This window comes from Collinsella sp. AF37-9 (assembly GCF_003475115.1).
In the GTDB taxonomy this organism is placed as follows: Bacteria; Actinomycetota; Coriobacteriia; order Coriobacteriales; family Coriobacteriaceae; genus Collinsella.
The window spans coordinates 1-17,766 of sequence record NZ_QROQ01000020.1 but is presented as its reverse complement, the minus strand read 5'-3'; the positions used below and the strand labels follow the sequence as shown (position 1 = coordinate 17,766).

The window sequence follows — 17,766 nt, the reverse complement described above, 5'->3', positions numbered from 1 at the left end:
GTCCTGCAGTGGCCTGTATTTCTCGCCGCGTCACTGGGGAACGAGAGAGTCATTTCCTGTGCTGGATGCAGGGGGGTGCTTACCTTGTGTAATATATAAATAAGCTTATATTGAAATATGATACATATCGAATTAGAATAACATTATCAATTCGGTATGCAAGGAAAGGAGGGAGAGATGGATTGGATTAACGAGCCGGAGGAAGGCGTTGCACCCGCGTGCGGCAACTGCTTCTTCTACGCGCACGGGGGATGCACGAAGAGGTGCCCCAATCAGTCCTGCACGTTCCGTTTCTAGGGGGCAGAGATGAACTGGCTTTCTACCGCGAAAGGAGGGGAATGAAATGGAATGGATTACCGAGCCGTCAGCCGGGGCTGAGCCCATGTGCAGCAATTGCTTCTTTTACGCGCACGGCAGCTGCAGCACCAAGTGTTCTTCACAGGAGTGCACTATCCGCTAAAAGCGGATAGTGCACGCCGTACGGCGTGCACAGACTGTTCAAAGATATTTTGGCCAGCAGCGCCTGAGGGGCGATGTGGCATTGCAATATGGGGGGCGAACCGACGTTACCTATAACCCCGCACAATTGCCATGTCGTCCCTTTTTATTGACGGGGAGGATGTCGTCCATGCGGGAAGTCCCAGTTGAATTGCGTGCCATATCCAAGAGATATGGCGGGTTTGAAGCGGTTAAATCAGTCTCGTTCTCTTTAATGGAAGGCGAGCTGTGTGCACTCATTGGGGAGAATGGTGCCGGCAAGAGCACGTTAATTCGATTGATCACGGGGCTTTCGGAGCCATCGTCAGGAACGATCTCGATGTTTGGGCAAACCGGGAGACGTGAAATACGGAGCTGCAGGGAAAGGCTGGGTTATATGCCCGACCTCAATGCTTCGTATCCTAATCTGACCGCGCGAGACAACTTGGTCGTTCGCTGTATTGAGTGGGGGCTTCCCACCGATCGTTCCATCGACGGTGTGTTATCAACCGTCGGTTTGGGGGAGGCCGGCGGGAAGAAAGTGAAGAACTTCTCAATGGGAATGAGGAGGCGTCTCGATCTGGCCATAGCGTTGCTGGGCGATCCGGAGCTGTTGATCCTGGACGAGCCGACAAACGGCCTGGATCCGATGGGGATAGTCGAAGTAAGAAAAATCCTTACGCATCTTAACAAAGATCAAGGTAAAACGATTCTCGTATCCAGCCACAATCTTGAGGAGATGCACAAGCTGGCAACTGATTACCTCTTCATAAGTCATGGTCGCCTCATTCGAAGGATGACCGCACCTCAGCTGGAAAAGTCATGCCGCGGTGGTTTCGTGTTGCATGTGGACGATCTGGAGCGAACGAGATCGGTTCTCGGAGATGAGACCTCACATTCTTTTCTGCCGGACGGCAGCGTCCTTATGCGCTATGAGGAGAAAAAGGAAGGGCGGGGCATTGCAATCGAAGCGCTCTCGACCGCAGGTGTGAGGGTTGCGGAGGCGTATTCTCATAGGAAGAGCCTTGAGGAGTTTTATTCGGAGCTCATCGGTCGAGAGAGCGAGCTGTGATGAAACGCGAGTTCATCTCAGCTTTTCGGAGCGAGGTATGGTTGCTCGCCAGGCACCCGGCGACCGCTCTGATGATTGCGCTTGCGGCTGTGCTGTATGTGGTTGCGGCTGCGACTTCGTCTGAGGTGCTGATCATGGTCGCCGGTGATGACCCGTATACGCTTGGAGGGGCTATAGGTTTTATTGGAAACCTAGTGGATGCAGGGGACGTTTTGGGCTCTGTTGCCCGGACGTCTTTTGCGTCTACAGTGGTCTGGATTCCGGTGACGATTCTCTACGCGGTTTACGCTACGTCGAGAGACTTTGAATCCGTGGCTTACGCCGTATCGAGATCGCGAGGGGTGTCGCAGGCGGCGATTGTGATCACGAAGCTGTTGGTGAACTGCACTCTGGTCGGTGCCGTGTATCTTCTTTCTACGACTGCGCTGTATTTAACCAAGATGGCCCAATGGGACGTTGGGGCCTCGTGCTCAGGGTTTGCCCAATTTGTATCGATTGCGCTGATGATCGCGCTGCTGCTCATTTCGATGTACGCCGCTACCTTCGCCCTGTATTTGCTCACGAGGAGTGTGGTGGCGAGCAGCGTCGTTGCAATAGCGGTTTCGACATTTGTGATGGTGTGGTTCCCAAGTACATACGGAAGCGGTCAGCCCAGCTTGCTGCTCATGCTCTCGCCCGTGTATTACCTGATGAACCTGTGTTCCCTGAGTATGCAGAATGTTGGTGTAATTCAGGTTTTGCTGTATGCGGGCGGCACTGTGCTTGTGTCGGTTGGAGTTGCGCTCGTCTCGCTATTTGTAAGGACGGCGGTTCGATGAATCTTGGGATGTCGGTCAGGGCGGAACTGTTCCGCGCAAGGAGAATGAAACTCGCCGTGATAATAGCGCTGATGTATTTGGGCATCGCGGGGATTTATGTGTTTGCCGGGTCCGGCGCATGGGTCTCCGCAGGGGGAGAGGGCCAGTTCTTTGGCTTTTCCGCCGATCCGGGCTATCTTTTCTCGATAGGGGTTGGGCCAACGGGTATCTCTTCCTGGCTAAGTGTCGTCTCCATGGCGCATACGGTGTTCTTCCCAATCGTCTCTGTTGTTGTGGCGGGGACGCTATTCGGTGATGCGACGAGCGTGTCGGCAAGGGGAGTTTCGATTGCTCGGGGCTTCCGCAGCTGGCAGCTGTTTGCGGCAAAGACATTGGCTTGCGAAGTGTATACGCTGTGCCCCTACATCGTGTTTACTCTCGGTGTCGCTGCGGTCTTTGCCGTGTGCTCCGGAAGCGGTCTAGACAGCCTTACGGTTGGTAATGTGACCTCGGCACTCCTGTCGAATATCGTTATAGACGCCGCTTATACGCTGATGGTTGCGGTTGCATATGAGGTGTTCAGGATCAGATCTCTTGTGTCGGGAGCCTTGCTGGTCGCAACGTTCGCGGGCCTTGTTATCGCGATGAGTTTCCCAACCGTTTTACCCCCGGTTCACATGGCTTATTGGATGAGGGCGTGCGGGGCTGCCGGCGGGACGGTCCTGATGGCTGCATGCGGCCATGCGGTCATCGTGTCGCTCGCATGTCTATTGCTGCTTTCGTGCAGTTTTTATCGAAGAAGGTAGTGCGCTGGCGTATGCGCAGCGTCTGAGGGTCGATATGGATTTGGTTGGAAATGGAGATGGTGCGAAGTGAAACTGTCGCAATTTAATGTGGTGCATGAACATAACGGAAGTCTTCTTATCATGAATGCGCGAACCGGCGGCATCCTGTCGTTAAATCCGGAATACGCGCAGAAATTCAAAAGGATTCAAGAAGGGGACGTTCGGGATGCCGATGATCTTGTCGCGGAGCTGATAAGGGGAGGCATCCTAGTCAATGAGGAGAGGGACGAGCTTGGGGAGATCAGGTTGCAAAGTCGCGCCGCGCGCTTTGCGAATACTGCTCTGTCCCTTACCATTGCGCCAACGATGGCTTGCAACTTTTGCTGTCCCTACTGCTATGAAAAGGGACAGGCGTACACGACGATGGGCGAGGAGGTTTTGACACAGCTCTCCAAGTTCGTGAAAGATTACTATCCTGGTATCGCAAGTCTCTCAGTTGGATGGTACGGCGGCGAGCCTCTGCTCGGAATGAAGATGATCGAACGGATTACGTCGGATCTGAAAGATGTCGTGGGGCCAACGTGTGAATATTCCGCATCGATAGTGACAAATGGCTATCTGCTGACGCCTGATGTTGCAAGGAGGCTCGCGGCATGTGGTGTGACGAGCGCGCAAGTGACTATAGATGGATCGAAGTCGGATCACGATTCGAGAAGGATTCTTCACGACGGAAGCCCTACATACGAACGTATTCTCAAGAACGTCAAAGAGTGTGCCGACATCATCGATATTTCGATAAGGAGCAACGTCGACAAGACCAACATCGAGGCCGCTCAAGAGCTATTGGATTATCTCGAGCTAAATGGCCTGATGAATAAGGTTCACTTCTATTTAGCCCCTGTTGACGATATCAATCAGGTATGTGCGAACGACAGCCACTGCTTTACTGTAAAAGAGTTCTCGTATGAGGAGACTGAGTTTTATAAAAGGGCAATTGCGCGGGGCTTCAAAGTTCAACCTTTTGGTGGGACGAATTTCGGGATATGTTGCGCCGTTGGAATCAACTCGTACGTGGTTGATCCCGTCGGAGATTTGTATAAGTGCTGGGATGACACTGGAATGAAGGAGCGGAGGGTCGGAACTATTTTCGAGCCGCCAATGTTGAGCAAGAACATGATTAACTGGATGGCATATGAGCCGGATGACCCGGAATGCCAAGAGTGCTTTGCTTTTCCCATGTGCATGGGAGGGTGCCCCAACCACGCCTTAAACGGTGAGGGGAAACGTTGCGTTTCCTTCCGGTATGATGCCGAGCAAAAAATGCTGCTCTCCCAGATGATGAATACGGCAAAACGGGGTGCGGGGCAAAATGAGGCTGATGCTTAATCTCTGTAGAAAATATATACTGGGCGGTCGATTCTACGCCTATCTTGTCGTAACAGTTTTGGTCGGGCTGCTTGCGCTTGCGGGTCCCTTTCTTACCGGCATAGTGGTAAACCGATTGGCGATGCCGGCCAGCGCCGATCTTGCCGCCGTTCTCGTTTGTTGCCTTATTTTGGTTGCGGTCCAAGCGGTTCGAGCGGGACTAGTGTATTGCTCAGAGATGCTGTACATCAACCTTCAGTCGCATGCGGGGTTCGGCTTAAATGCGGATACGCTTGAGCACGTGAAGCACCTTCCCCAGGCATTCTTCGAGGGCTTCAACGCGTCGTATTATAACCAGCAAATCAATCACGACGCTAATGACCTTGTCATCTTCGTAATCAACTCGGTTGTGGGGGTTTCAAGCAACGTTATCACCCTTTTGTCCGCCCTGTTTGTTCTCGGTAGCCTGAATATCAAGTTGAGTGTGGTCTGCCTTGTTCTTGCGGCAGCGAGTGCCGCTTTTTATGCGGTTTCACGCGCAAGGCTGTTTGAGAGAAGTTTTGACGTACAAGAGCAGAGCGCGAGGTTTTTTTCCTGTCTACAAGATCAGTTGGAGAAAGTTGATTTCATCCGCAAACATGCTTTGTTCGATAGGTCCCGCGCTGTACTGGTCGAAGCTTTTAATGGGCTCTATCCAACGATGAGAGCAAATCAGGAAGTAGGGTCTAGATTTACCTTTGGCAACGCGTTGGTCGCTTCCGCCGCTCAAGGATGTCTTCTTGCTGTGGGCGCGGTTGAAGTGATGGGCGGGAGACTGTTGCCTGGTTTTCTCGTGACTGCTGTTGGATATTATTCGAACTTAAGCTCAGCGGTACAGTATTTGTTGGGCTGGGGAAGGGATTACCAGACTAATCGCGTATGCTATGAGCGGCTGAAAAGAATTTGGGATGTCCCGGTGGAAGCGAATGGCAAATTGGCGCTTGGTCCGATTGAGGAAATCCGTCTAGAGAACATCAAGCTACGTTATCCAGGGGCGGAAAGGGTCGCGTTAAGCATTGAGGGGCTCGCGTTTTCCAGGGGTCGGCTATATGGAATCTCGGGGCCGAATGGTTCGGGGAAGAGCTCGCTGCTGTCGGTGATATTGGGGCTATATCCAGATGACACAGAAGGGGCCGTTCGCTACAACGGGGTGTCACAGCGTTGCATCGATCGATATGCATTGCGGCGGTGTCGAGTCAGCATTACGGAGCAAGAACCCCCTATCGTTGAGGGGACGATTCTCGATAATCTTACGCTGCTTTCTGATGATTACGAGATGGATAAGCTGAATCGGATGCTTGTCATATTGGGGCTAGACGAAATGGTTGCTTCTGTGGAGAACGGGGCAACGGCGATGCTTGACGGCGGGAAAGGAGGGGTGTCCGGCGGCGAGAAGCAAAAGATTGCAATTGTGAGACAGCTGTTGAAATCGCCGGACGTTATGCTTTTTGATGAACCGACCTCAGCACTTGATGCGAAGAGTCGAGGCGCGCTGATCAAATTGCTTCATGAAATTAAGAGAGACCATATTGTAATCGTTGTCACTCATGACGAGGAGATGCTTGCCGCCTGTGACGAGGTCATTTCGACGGCTGGATGATTATCGGATTGTGGCGTTGAAGACCAAGAAACTTGAAATGGCGTGGGCTCTGGGTAGGTCTCCACGGGTACGCCGTCGGTGCTGTACTCGACCGCCCGGCAAGAAGGTTTTATAGCGTGTTTCCCCAGAGAGGTCCCTTTGTCCGGTAGTGGCGAGGGGAGCCTCTCTTTTGCTCACCTCTTGCGGCGGAGGGGGACACCATGCGCCTATGCAGGACAAACTGCGCGTTCTTGTCGAATGATGGGCTATGTGTAGAGATGATGGTCTCGGGTAGAGGCCGTGTCGCGCTCGGCTGCGATGAGCCAGGCAATTCAATCTTCATCCGGGAGGGCCTTGGCAAGACAAGCAGGGCGAAGACCTTGGCGACGTTCGGGAGCCGTGTGGCGCCCGGCTCCGCGCTCATCCACGACATGGAGCCGGGCGCCACACGGCTCCCGTCAACAATCTGTCACTGAAGAGCCAGCACTACAACGCGAAGCTGCTCAAGGGCGTTCCCGACGGCCAGAACCCGCTGGGGCCCGTGAACCGGATGCGCTACTTCATGCAGTGCTTCCTGAGGGCTCATCCCGGCTCCAACCGGGACGACATGCGGGGCTGTGGCTATGAGTCCGCCCGAGGACAAGCTTGAGAAGGTCGCGATGGTGCTCGATCGGGCAATGCGATACCCGAAAACGCTCAGGTTCAGGCAGTTCTATGCAAGAAAGCCCAGTTCAGATGAGTTCGACGAGCAATATTTATCAACACAGTGCAAGGGGGGATTATATTTGTATTTCATCCGTGTTGAGCTTCACACGGTGCGCGACTCATCGCAAACTGGCGGGCGCAGCGGAAAGAAAACCGACTGCAGACGAACGATCGATATCGGGAGCAAATAGCCACCGGATGCTTTTCGGTCTCCTACGCGTCGACCTCCGCGATTTCTTCTGCGTCTCGCCAAGTTGAAAGGAGCGATGTCGAAAACTCCTTTTCGGTTAGCGTCAAGACATCCTTCACGCAAAAACCTTTCAATTTGTCAGGAAGCCCAAAACGCGCTTTTTTCCTAATCGAGCTGGCAACCCGCTTCAACGCGGTCTTGTTCTTGTCCTCGTTGTATACCAAAACAAAGACGCAGTGCTCGCGAAACCATCTCGTCCTCTTTCCCCACAGGTCCGAGCAGATCAAAACGCTGTCCTTGCACTTCTCGATGAGGGCGTCCCTTTGGCCAAGATTGATACCAAGCTCTTCGTCATCCTTGGGATTGAGCCTCTTCCCCAGCGTCTCCTTCAGACTGCCGTTTTTAAATTCGACTAGATATAACGTTTCCCGATCGCAATACAGCGCATCGGCGGAGCGCGGGAGTTGCATCCACCTATTGACCTTCTTGCAGTAGCATTCTTTAACAGAGTCAAAATTGACAACAGGCAAATCGTCATCCACAAGAGAGACGCTCCCGTCTCTGGATGTTTTGGAGATGGTCGACGTGCAGTCCCTTAGGATACAGGTCCTGCAACGGGAGCAACCATCGCTGCCATCTGGCACCGCGGGAGAGTTCGGATGAGGGCAGGAGGCGCACAGGTCGCTACTCAAGGCCGTACTCCTCCCTCTCAAGCGTATCAAAAGGAGCCGCCAGCTTCTCGTAGGCGACCTCAGTCGAGCCGGTTATATCGGCAAAGCGAGAGCGTCCATCAGTGCAGGTCTCCGCAAGATAATATGAGCACAATCCATCAACAGCGTGCTTCTTAGAATACACTTCGATCGCATTCAGGAAATATGGACTATGGGTGCTCATTAAGACGTGCATCCCGAGCTCTTTCTGGAGCAGCACGATTATCTCGGCGAAGGCCAGCTGCCATGCAGGATGAAGATGAATCTCGGGTTCATCGAGGATAATAGTCCCTCCGGCATCTAGCGCGCCGGACTTCAAGAGCACCTTCATGATGGCGAACGTCTTCAAGCCAGCAGAAAGGTTCCCAGGCTCCAACCCCCGAGCGAAGCCCTCTTCGAGATACGTAAGGTGACCGCGACTTTCGCTCCTCTCGAAATGCCCCGGACATAAGGAGGAAACCTTGTCCATGAGAACCTTCAGGTGTCGCTCCTTCGCGATCTCTTCGAACAGCGAGGACTCGCTGTCATCGTTACGGATGGTCGCCTGAATCAAATCTTGCCGCAGCTCCTCCTGGTGTCCAAGGAGGGGCTTGAACCGAAAAGCGGGGCCGTAGGGTCCTCCGAGAGAATCGATCAGGAACGGGTCGTCCAGATAATGCGCCCTGAATCGCAAAACCCTCCTATCGTGCACCTCCGCCACCTCGTCACTTGCAACCGAGAAAACCGTAGATGCGTCCTTTATCTGGAGTTCGACCTTCCCGGGCTCTTCGCCGAAAACCGAATTGATCTGGCCGTTGAACTCGCTTCGGAACCTGTTTGTCGCAATCGCACGAAATACCTCATCATCGGAGATATCCATGATCTCGATAATCTGATCGGCAACTCCTGCTACGCCATTCGTGAAATCGGATTCGATCTCACGGGAGATCTCCTCCCCGTAATACTCCTTTATCTCATCAATAAGCTCGTCCCTCGTGCACTCGCCCGAAAAAACCCTGTCGATGAAACTATTCATTCTTCCAGCAGTTCGCCTGTGGCGAGACGTGGAGTCGAGAGGGCTTCCCACATATGCCTTCCTGATGGCGCGCTCAACACTATTGCGCCTCATGCGGTCGATTTTGTTCTCCGAATCGGACATGCTGTTGAAGGCCGCATAAAGCGCTTTTCCAACCGTGCTTTTCCCCGTCCCGTTCTCCCCGGCGATCACGGCAATACCATTAATCTCGATATCGGCCTCAGCGACCCTGCCGATGTTTTTCATCTTGATTTTCAATGCATATCACCAGCTCTAAACTCGCGAGACTCAATAGCTCGATTATCGCACAGAGAGATCGACTTCTCGAGGACTCCCTAAATGGAACGCGCGGTGAGGACATGGCTCGCCGCCGTCCGCTTCGCGTTCGCGCGGGGGAAGGTGACGACCAGGGACCTCTCCGGGCTCATCGAGAGGAGCGCCAGATTCTCCTCGTCCATTTGAACTGTATCGTATTCAAGGACACTTGACTTAGAGGAATGGCGTTGAGCGGCGATAATCGTTTCAGCGCCAAAAAGAAAGGAGTGTCAGTCATGGCAGACGGGCCCTCCTACACAGCGGGGTACCGCGCCGAGGCCGCAGACTTCGCCGCCGCGTCGGGGAAGCCCATCGCCCAAGTGGCAGCCGACCTCGGCATCAACGAGAAGACCCTGGGAAGATGGGTGACGGTCAGGAAGAAGGAGCTGACCAACCACCCGGTCGCGGCGGCCGCAAGTGCATGCGCGAGCTCGAGCTCGAGAACGAGTTCCTAAAAAGCCCCGACCTCACATTGGAGGCCGGGGCCAGTAGATTTTTGGGACATGTCTAGAAATCTACCCATGCAGGAAGCGGCATGTGCCGAGCATGTCGCGTGCTAGGTTTTGAGGCATGCCACAAAACCTAGCACGGGGGAGTGGCTACTCGGCGTCGGCGAAGCCGTTGGGGTTGTGGCTCTGCCAGTTCCAGCTATCGCGGCACATGTCCGCGATGTCGTACTGGGCCTTCCAGCCCATCATGCGCTCGGCCTTGGAGGCATCGCACCAGTTGGCAGCGATGTCGCCGGCGCGGCGCTCGCGGATCACGTAGGGCAGCTCCTTGCCACAAGCCTTGGAGAAGGCGGCGACGACCTCGAGTACCGAGGTGCCGGTACCGGTGCCCAGGTTAAAGATCTCGACGCCGGTCTTGCCGTTCATCCAGTTAAGGGCGGCAACGTGACCAGAGGCCAGATCGCACACGTGGATGTAGTCGCGCACGCCGGTGCCGTCGGGGGTGGGGTAGTCGTTGCCAAAGACCTGAACGGCCTCGAGCTTGCCCACGGCGACCTGGGCGACATAGGGCACCAGGTTGTTGGGGATGCCCTTGGGGTCCTCGCCGATCAGGCCCGACGGATGAGCGCCGATGGGGTTGAAGTAACGGAGCAGCACGACGTCCCACTCGGGGTCGGCGGTGTGGACGTCCATAAGGATCTGCTCGATCATCCACTTGGTCCAGCCATAGGGGTTGGTTGCGGGCTTCTTGGGGTCTTCCTCGGTGACGGGCGGGTTGTCCGGGTCGCCGTAGACGGTCGAGGAGCTCGAGAAGATGATGGACTTGCAGCCATGGTTGCGCATGACGTCGATGAGCACCAGGGTGTTCTCGATGTTGTTGTGGTAGTACTCGACGGGCTTGCTCACCGACTCGCCGACGGCCTTAAAGCCGGCAAAGTGGATGACACGGTCGATCTGATGGGTATCGAAGATCTTGTTCATCGCATCGCGGTCGAGCACGTTGGCCTTGTAGAAGGTGAGGTTCTTGGCGGCTTCGTCGCCCACGATGGTCTTGACGCGGTCGACGGCGACGGCGCTGGAGTTGGAGAGATCATCGACGATGACGACCTGGTAGCCACCCTCGAGCAGCTGAACGACGGTGTGCGAGCCGATAAAGCCGGCGCCACCGGTAACGAGGACGCAGGTGTCTTTGGGGTCGAGTGCTTTGGACATGTAGTCTCCTATCGAATCAGGAACACTTCTAGAGGGGAGTATAGCGCAGGCGGGGACGCCCAAATGGTGCACTGTAGGAAAAGCAGAGGATTATGTTAACGTACTCATATAAGAGCTTGCTCAATTGTTACCTCAAATTTGACAATTGCTTACGAGCCGCCGACCTTGTAGTTTCCTGCCGTTCGTGGAAATCGTTGGGACGCGCCATATGTACGCTAATATGTATGAGTTGAGCGACATATAAATAAGCATGTAACGGAGTACATATGTCACCAAACAGCGATTCCATCCTTTCCCAGGAGCTCTCGCGCCGCACTGCCCTTAAGGCCCTGTTCGGCGCCGCTTCTGCGGCAGTTCTTTTTGGCCTGCCCACTCGCGCCCATGCGGCGGAGGCTTCCAAAGAAACCACCGATAAATTGAATGCCGCCCAGGCCCAACTCGACGAGGTTCAGGCCCAGCTCGACAGCATCGCAAATGAGTATGCGGCGCTGGCCAACAAGAATGCCCAGACCCTCAACGACATCGAGAATGTCCAGGGCAAGATTGACGACACGCAGGCCCAGATCGATGAAAAGAAGGCCGAGCTCAAGAAGAAGCGCAACGACCTTTCCGATCGCGTGGCCGCCAGCTACAAGTCCGGCGGTACGAACATCCTGTCGCTGCTGCTGGCCTCTGGCTCGTTTGAGGAACTCGTCGCCAACGCGCATTACGTTGAGAAGATCAACAAGAGCGACCGCGATGCCATCGAGGATATCCAGACGATTCAGGCTGAGCTCGACGCACAGAAGACCGAGCTCGAATCACAAAAGGCCGACCTGGAGAAGCTCAAGGACCAGCAGACTGCTCAGATGCAGGACATGCAGGCCAAGCAGCAGGAGGTCCAGACAGTTCTGAACGGCCTCTCCGACGATGTCAAGGAACTCATGGCCCAGCGTGATTCCGAGATTCTCGCTGCCGCCCAGGCAGAGGAGGCTGCCAGGAAGGCTGCTACTGCCGCGGCTGCCGCAAACAAGAACAATTCCTACTCGGGTGGTTCAAGCTCGGGTGGCGGATCGTATGCGCCCGGAACTCCGCAACAGAATGCCGGCTCGGGCAAGCAGCAGGCCGTCGTCAACGCATGCTACTCCACCCCTTCGCCTGGCCTGAACTGGTGCGCCGCTTGGGTTACCAACGTATTCCGCAACGCCGGCGTGGGCTACTTTGGCGGCAACGCGTGCGACATGTTTAACGCCTGGTGCTACAGCTCCGATCGTTCGGCGCTGCAGGTGGGCATGATCGTGGCCGACTCGTCGCACAGTGGTACCGGTACGCCGGGCCTGCTGTACGGACACGTGGGCATCTATGTTGGTGGCGGCATCGTTATGAGCAACGAGGGCTCCATTACGTCTAAGTCACTTGATGCGTTTATTCGGTTCTACGGTACTGGCTCTGGCGTGCGCTGGGGCTGGCTCGGCGGTATTGCGCTGTCGTAACGCAAGTTGGGCCGCGTGCCCGCCCGCAATATACTTGATTGCCTGCTCGGGCAGTCCTGCGCAAGACGAAGGCCACATTAAGTGGCCTTCTTTGCGTGCGGAACTCGCGATCAATCAAATATATTGCGGGCGGGCACGCGGCCCTCTCGGGTTCGGGGCGCTACGCACCGGATTGGTTGTCTGAATAAAAGAAAGTGAAGGCCCCTTTCGGGGCCTTCTTTTTTAGAGGAATTCGCCGACTCGGTGGACTTCGGGTTCGAGGTCTACGTCGAATTGGTCTTTGACGGTTGTTTGGATGTGGCGGATGAGTTCGTCGACATCGGCGGCGGTGGCGTGGTCGGCGTTGACGATGAAGCCGCAGTGCTTTTCGCTCACCTGCGCGCCGCCGATGGCGTGTCCTCGCAGGCCGGCGTCCATGATGAGCTTGCCGGCAAAGTAGCCCTCGGGGCGCTTGAAGGTGGAGCCGGCACTCGGCATGTCGAGCGGCTGCTTGTCCTCGCGGCGCTGGCGGTAGTCGTCCATGTCGGCCTTGATCATCGCGGCGTTGCCCGGGGCGAGATTGAAAGTGGCCGAAAGCACGACGAAACCGTCGTCGGCAATGCGGCTCTTGCGATAGCCCAGGTTGAGCTCATCGACATCGAACTCAATAATGCTGCCGCTACCGCGGGTGCCGTCGTCGAGCATGCGCGCGGGCTTGTAGACGCGCACGGACTCCAGCACATCGGCCATGCAAGCGCCGTATGCTCCGGCGTTCATGTAGCAGGCACCGCCGACCGATCCGGGAATGCCCGAGATGGGCTCCATGCCGGTAAGGCCGGCCTCGGCTGCCGCGGCTGCGACATCGGAAAGCAAGGCGCCGGCTGCCGCCGTGACGTGCGTGCCGTCGACCGTAATGTCGGAGAGGCCCTCGCCCAGCGCTACGACGACGCCGCGGATGCCCTTGTCGCCGACGAGCAAGTCGGAGCCGTTGCCCACGATGGTGAGTGGTAGATTGCAGCGATAGCAGGTATCGAGCGTGGCGACGAGGCCCTGCTCAGTATCGGGCGTGACAAAGACGTCGGCCGGACCGCCGATCTTAAACGTGGTGTGCTCGCGCATGGGCTCGCTCATCAGCACGTTGTCCTCGCCGGCAACGCCAGCGAGCGCGCACAGCAGGTCCTCGTTAAAAAAATCGTTCTCGTGCATACGAATATCCGCCTTTTGGTGGTCGTTGTCATCAATCGATTGCAATATACCCCACCCGGACGGATTTGGTGCGCTGGCGGCGATAAAACAGCCGTCCACCGGATTGGTAAAGTGTTTATCACCGAGGTAGAGGGGTAGTCGCTATACTTTCAAGAAATTGCGCGTAAACCCGGAAGGAGCGAGATGGCCAACAAAGTCACCCTCAAGCAGATCGCCCAGGAGGTGGGGCTTTCCCCCTCGTCGGTCTCGCTTGTTCTCAATAATCGGCCCTGTCGCATCTCGGAAGAAAACCGCAAGCTCATCAAAGAGGTCGCGGCGCGCAACCACTATGTTCCCAACCAGATTGCGCGCAGCCTGGTCATGCGCGAGTCGCGCACGCTGGGCCTTATCGTCCCTAACATCGAGAGCCGCTTTTTTGCCTCGCTCGCCGGTAGCCTGGAAAAGCGCTGCCGCGAGGACGGCTATGCGCTCTTCATTACCAGCTCGGGCGGAAGCGCCGATGACGATCTGGAGCTGCTGCGCCAGCTGGTGACGCGCGGCGTTGATGGCGTCTTCCTGGTGGTGGGTGACGAGTTCTCCGATGACCGCGCCCTGCGCGAAGAGGTCAGCCACCTGCCCATCCCGGCCGTAATGGTCGACCGTGCCATTGAGGGGCTCGAGTGCGACAAGGTGATGTTCGACCACGAGATGGGCGGCTATATGGCCACCCGCTATCTGATCGAGCAAGGCCACCGCCGTATTGCCTGCCTGGTTAATGCCCGCCGTTCCAATACGGGTCGCAAGCGACTTGCCGGCTATGAGCGCGCGCTGCGCGAGGTTGGCCTGCCGATCGACGCGCGTTTGGAGTTTGAGAGCGAGTACTACATTCCGAGCGCATACGAGGCCTCGGAGGCAGTGCTCGCAACTGACGCCACTGCCGTGTTCGCAAGCTCGGATAACATTGCCCTCGGTTTGCTCAAGCGCTTGCACGAGATGGGGAAGAGCATCCCGGGCGATATCTCGGTGGTGAGCTATGACAACTCGGCGGCCGACGTTCTCTTTGAGCCGGCACTGACCGCGATTGAGCAGGACCCTGGTGTCCTTGCGGAGCATGCTTTTGGCTGCATGTCCAAGCGTCTTGCCGGTAGGGGCGGCAGGCGTGCCGAAGAGGTCGTTCTGGAGCCGGAGCTTATCGTTAAGGACAGCGTGCTCGAGCTTACTAAACACAACTAAACACGTTTACCAATTTGCAGAGACCGAATGTGGAGCACCTGTGACAATCAACGCCGCAGGTGAATGTCGCGTTTTGCTAATCGATGGGATTGATAAGGGTGGTAAAACGTTTTTTCACCATGATAAAACGTTTTAGCAAATATACTGGTCCCAACGAAAGGTTGCCGTATTGGAGGGTGACCGCACAGCGAAGGGACATAAACAATGGCTAAAACACTGGGGACGCCGTGGCAAAAGCTGGGCCACGAGGTGCCGGCTTCCGAGCTCGAGGGCGTCGACCTGTATTGGCGCGCATCGAACTATCTGTCCGTCGGTCAGATCTACCTTCGCTCTAACCCGCTAATGCGCCCCGACTTTGTCGACGAGAAAACCGGTGAGGTGCGCGACTTCGGTCGTCCGGACGTTAAGCACCGCCTGGTTGGCCACTGGGGCACCACGCCCGGCATCAACTTCCTGCTCGGTCACGTCAATCGACTGATCGCCGACCACAACCAGAATGCTATCTTCTTGATGGGCCCTGGTCACGGTGGCCCCGCCGGTACTGCTCAGTCGCTGCTCGACGGCACCTACCGCGAGATTCGCCCCGACATCACCAATGACGAGGCAGGCCTGCAGAAGTTCTTCCGCCAGTTCTCCTATCCCGGCGGCATCCCGAGCCACTTTGCGCCCGAGACGCCCGGTTCCATCCACGAGGGCGGCGAGCTCGGCTACACGCTCAGCCACGCTTACGGTGCCGTCATGGACAACCCGAGCCTGTTGGCCGTGGCCGTGGTGGGCGACGGCGAGTCCGAGACCGGCCCGCTCGCGACCTCTTGGCAATCCAACAAGCTCGTGAACCCGGCAACCGACGGTATCGTTTTGCCGATCCTGCACCTCAACGGCTACAAGATCGCCAACCCCACCATCCTCGCCCGCGTGTCCGACGAAGAGCTCACCAAGTTCTTTGAGGGCATGGGCTATAAGCCGCACTTCTTTGTCGCCGGCTTTGACGACGAGAGCCACGCAAGCATTCATGCGCGTTTCGCTGCCCTGTTTGAGCAGGTCTTCGATGAGATCTGTGACATCAAGGCAACCGCGCAGGCCCAGGCCGCCGCAGGCGAGACCGTGGTCCGCCCGGCCTACCCCATGATTGTGTTCCGCACGCCCAAGGGCTGGACCTGCCCCAAGCAGATCGACGGCAAGAAGACCGAGGACTCCTGGCGCGCGCATCAGGTGCCGCTGGCGAGTGCCAAGGACACCCACGAGCACTTCCGCGTGCTGCGTGAGTGGCTGCGTTCCTACAAGCCCGAGGAGCTCTTTACGCCCGAGGGCCAGGTGCGCCCCGAGGTGACGGCCTTTATGCCGACCGGCGAGCTGCGCGTCGGCGCCAACCCCAACGCGAACGGCGGTAAGGTGCGTCGCGAGCTCGAGCTGCCCGATATTCATGCCCACGAGGTCCCCGTCGACACTAATGGTCATGGCTGGGGCTCCACCGAGGCCGCCCGCGTCTTTGGTGAGTACACTGCCGACGTTCTGGCCAAGAACATGGATGACTTCCGCATCTTCGGTCCCGACGAGACCGCGTCCAACCGCCTGCAGGCTGCCTACAAGGTGACCAAGAAGCAGTGGGACGCCGGCTTCTACGAGGACGAGGCCAACGACGAGCTGCTGGCAGGCTCCGGTAAGGTCGTCGAGCAGCTGTCCGAGCACCAGTGCGAGGGCTTCCTCGAGGCCTACGTGCTCACCGGCCGCTCCGGCGTGTGGAGCTCCTACGAGAGCTTTGTCCATGTGGTCGACTCCATGGTCAACCAGCACTGCAAGTGGCTCGAGGCTACCAAGCGCGAGATTCCGTGGCGTGCCCCCATCAGCGGCCTTAACATTTTGCTGTCGAGCCACGTCTGGCGTCAGGACCACAACGGCTTCTCGCACCAGGACCCCGGCTTTATCGACCTGCTGCTCAACAAGGCCAACGACACGCACATCGTGAATGCCTACTATCCGGCCGACGCCAACATGGCCCTTGCCGTTGCCGAGCGCGTCTACCAGTCCACCGACTGCGTCAACGCCATCTTCTGCGGCAAGCAGCCTGCTCCGACCTTCCAGACGGTCGACGAGGCCAAGGCGGAGCTCGCCGAGGGCGTTGCGACCTGGGAGTGGGCATCGACCGCCGATTCGCTCGCCGAGGCCGATGTCGTGGTCGCCACCTGCGGCGACGTGCCGACGCTCGAGGCTCTGGCTGCAACCGACATGCTGCGCGAGCTGGGCATCAAGGTATGGTTCGTCAACGTGGTCGATCTGCTCAAGATCCAGAACGTCTGCGAGAACGACCAGGCTCTCAGCGACGAGCGCTGGGCTGAGCTGTTCGGCTGCGGCGAGAAGCCCGTCCTCTTCGCGTTCCACGCCTATGCCGGCACGATTCGCCGCCTGATCTGGAACCGCCCCGGCCACGATGCCTTCCGCGTCCACGGCTACGAGGAGAAGGGCTCCACGACCACGCCGTTCGACATGCTGCGTCTGAACAACATGGATCGTTGGGCTTTGGCCGCCGACGTGCTGCGCATGGTCGACGCCGACAAGTTTGCAGAGCAGATTGACGAGTGGGAGGCATTCCGCACCGAGGCCTTTGAGTTCGCGTGCAACGAGGGCTTCGATCACCCGGCCTTCACTGACTGGGTCTGGCCCGACGCTGCGGCTGCAACTGCCGCCGACGGCACGCTCTCCGCAACCCAAATGACCGCAGGCGACAACGAGTAACTTAGTTACGCGGTTTTACCAAACCGCGTAATGGCTCGACGCTGCGCGGGTTCCAGGCACCCCATCTCGCCGTTCAAACCGTCGCTCGCGTACAAGAAGTACGCGTCGCTCCTCTTTCGCGGCGACCTGGGGCACCTGGAACTCGCTCGCTGACTTTTGCGCAACCAGCGGTGAGCGATTGCTCGGGGAGCGCATTGCTGGATGGTCTCGCGCTGGGGCCTGCTCCGGGCGGGTTGCCTTGCTCCGGGAAGTGGGCTTCGCGAACTTCCCGGAGCAAGGCCACCCCGCCGGGCAAGGCCCTCTCGACCGTTTCGATATGCGGGGGCTGATATTTTTTAATGTAATGGGGACTTGGCTGTTACTGCCTTGGAAACCGTGCATCTAACTATGGTCAGCCAAAATTACATTGCCGGGGCCGGGGCGGGGTGCTTGGTTTTGGAAGTTCGCGAAGCCC

14 protein-coding genes are annotated in these 17,766 nt (G+C 57.1%); 10 read left to right on the top strand and 4 right to left on the bottom strand.

The features are described 5' to 3' along the window. The first annotated feature begins 628 nt into the window (after positions 1–628). From DW024_RS06890 to DW024_RS06860, 6 genes are all read left to right on the top strand, one after another. On the top strand, positions 629–1,549 hold the full coding sequence (locus tag DW024_RS06890) for an ABC transporter ATP-binding protein (protein WP_035137759.1): 921 nt from the start codon (positions 629–631) through the stop codon (positions 1,547–1,549). Next, the gene (locus tag DW024_RS06885; RefSeq protein WP_117564851.1) at positions 1,549–2,367 is read left to right on the top strand and encodes a hypothetical protein; all 819 of its coding nucleotides are present in this window, start codon (positions 1,549–1,551) and stop codon (positions 2,365–2,367) included. Before DW024_RS06890 ends, DW024_RS06885 begins: the two co-directional genes overlap by 1 nt. Next, positions 2,364–3,152 carry a hypothetical protein gene (locus DW024_RS06880; protein WP_035137757.1) on the top strand — a complete coding sequence of 263 codons (789 nt, stop codon included), beginning with the start codon at positions 2,364–2,366 and terminating at the stop codon, positions 3,150–3,152. Before DW024_RS06885 ends, DW024_RS06880 begins: the two co-directional genes overlap by 4 nt. Positions 3,153–3,218: 66 nt before the next feature. Next, positions 3,219–4,517, top strand: coding sequence for a radical SAM protein (locus tag DW024_RS06875; protein WP_158572178.1), 1,299 nt, complete (start codon positions 3,219–3,221; stop codon positions 4,515–4,517). Next, the gene (locus DW024_RS06870; protein WP_084591801.1) at positions 4,501–6,135 is read left to right on the top strand and encodes an ABC transporter ATP-binding protein; all 1,635 of its coding nucleotides are present in this window, start codon (positions 4,501–4,503) and stop codon (positions 6,133–6,135) included. Before DW024_RS06875 ends, DW024_RS06870 begins: the two co-directional genes overlap by 17 nt. A 602-nt stretch (positions 6,136–6,737) precedes the next feature. Continuing rightward, a complete protein-coding gene (locus DW024_RS06860) occupies positions 6,738–7,010 on the top strand; it encodes a hypothetical protein (RefSeq protein ID WP_117584251.1) in 273 nt (90 codons plus the stop codon). Positions 7,011–7,032: 22 nt separating this feature from the next. On the opposite strand, the gene DW024_RS06855 is transcribed toward DW024_RS06860, so the two are convergent. Together DW024_RS06855 and DW024_RS06850 are read right to left on the bottom strand one after the other, a co-directional pair. Next, positions 7,033–7,551 (bottom strand): hypothetical protein, encoded by a 519-nt coding sequence (locus tag DW024_RS06855; RefSeq protein WP_124786586.1) that lies wholly within the window; start codon positions 7,549–7,551, stop codon positions 7,033–7,035. 142 nt (positions 7,552–7,693) lie between these two features. Further along, positions 7,694–8,992 carry an ATP-binding protein gene (locus DW024_RS06850; RefSeq protein WP_117856218.1) on the bottom strand — a complete coding sequence of 433 codons (1,299 nt, stop codon included), beginning with the start codon at positions 8,990–8,992 and terminating at the stop codon, positions 7,694–7,696. A 293-nt stretch (positions 8,993–9,285) separates the two neighbouring features. On the opposite strand from DW024_RS06850, the gene DW024_RS06845 reads away from it, so the two are divergent. Next, complete coding sequence (locus DW024_RS06845; RefSeq protein ID WP_117584253.1) at positions 9,286–9,504, top strand: transposase; 219 nt, start codon at positions 9,286–9,288, stop codon at positions 9,502–9,504. A 144-nt stretch (positions 9,505–9,648) separates the two neighbouring features. On the opposite strand, the gene galE is transcribed toward DW024_RS06845, so the two are convergent. Beyond that, positions 9,649–10,710, bottom strand: coding sequence for a UDP-glucose 4-epimerase GalE (gene galE / locus DW024_RS06840; RefSeq protein WP_117736891.1), 1,062 nt, complete (start codon positions 10,708–10,710; stop codon positions 9,649–9,651). Between the two features lie 266 nt (positions 10,711–10,976). On the opposite strand from galE, the gene DW024_RS06835 reads away from it, so the two are divergent. Continuing rightward, positions 10,977–12,182 carry a hypothetical protein gene (locus DW024_RS06835; protein WP_118377313.1) on the top strand — a complete coding sequence of 402 codons (1,206 nt, stop codon included), beginning with the start codon at positions 10,977–10,979 and terminating at the stop codon, positions 12,180–12,182. 222 nt (positions 12,183–12,404) lie between these two features. Here DW024_RS06835 and murB read toward each other — a convergent pair whose 3' ends face one another. Next, entirely contained in the window at positions 12,405–13,367 is a 963-nt protein-coding gene (gene murB, locus DW024_RS06830; protein ID WP_089573626.1) for a UDP-N-acetylmuramate dehydrogenase, read from the bottom strand. Between the two features lie 183 nt (positions 13,368–13,550). On the opposite strand from murB, the gene DW024_RS06825 reads away from it, so the two are divergent. Further along, positions 13,551–14,579, top strand: a complete 1,029-nt coding sequence (locus DW024_RS06825) for a LacI family DNA-binding transcriptional regulator (RefSeq protein WP_089573627.1) — start codon at positions 13,551–13,553, stop codon at positions 14,577–14,579. Positions 14,580–14,783: 204 nt separating this feature from the next. Continuing rightward, positions 14,784–17,312, top strand: coding sequence for a phosphoketolase (locus tag DW024_RS06820; protein ID WP_118377312.1), 2,529 nt, complete (start codon positions 14,784–14,786; stop codon positions 17,310–17,312). The last annotated feature ends 454 nt before the right edge of the window (positions 17,313–17,766 follow it).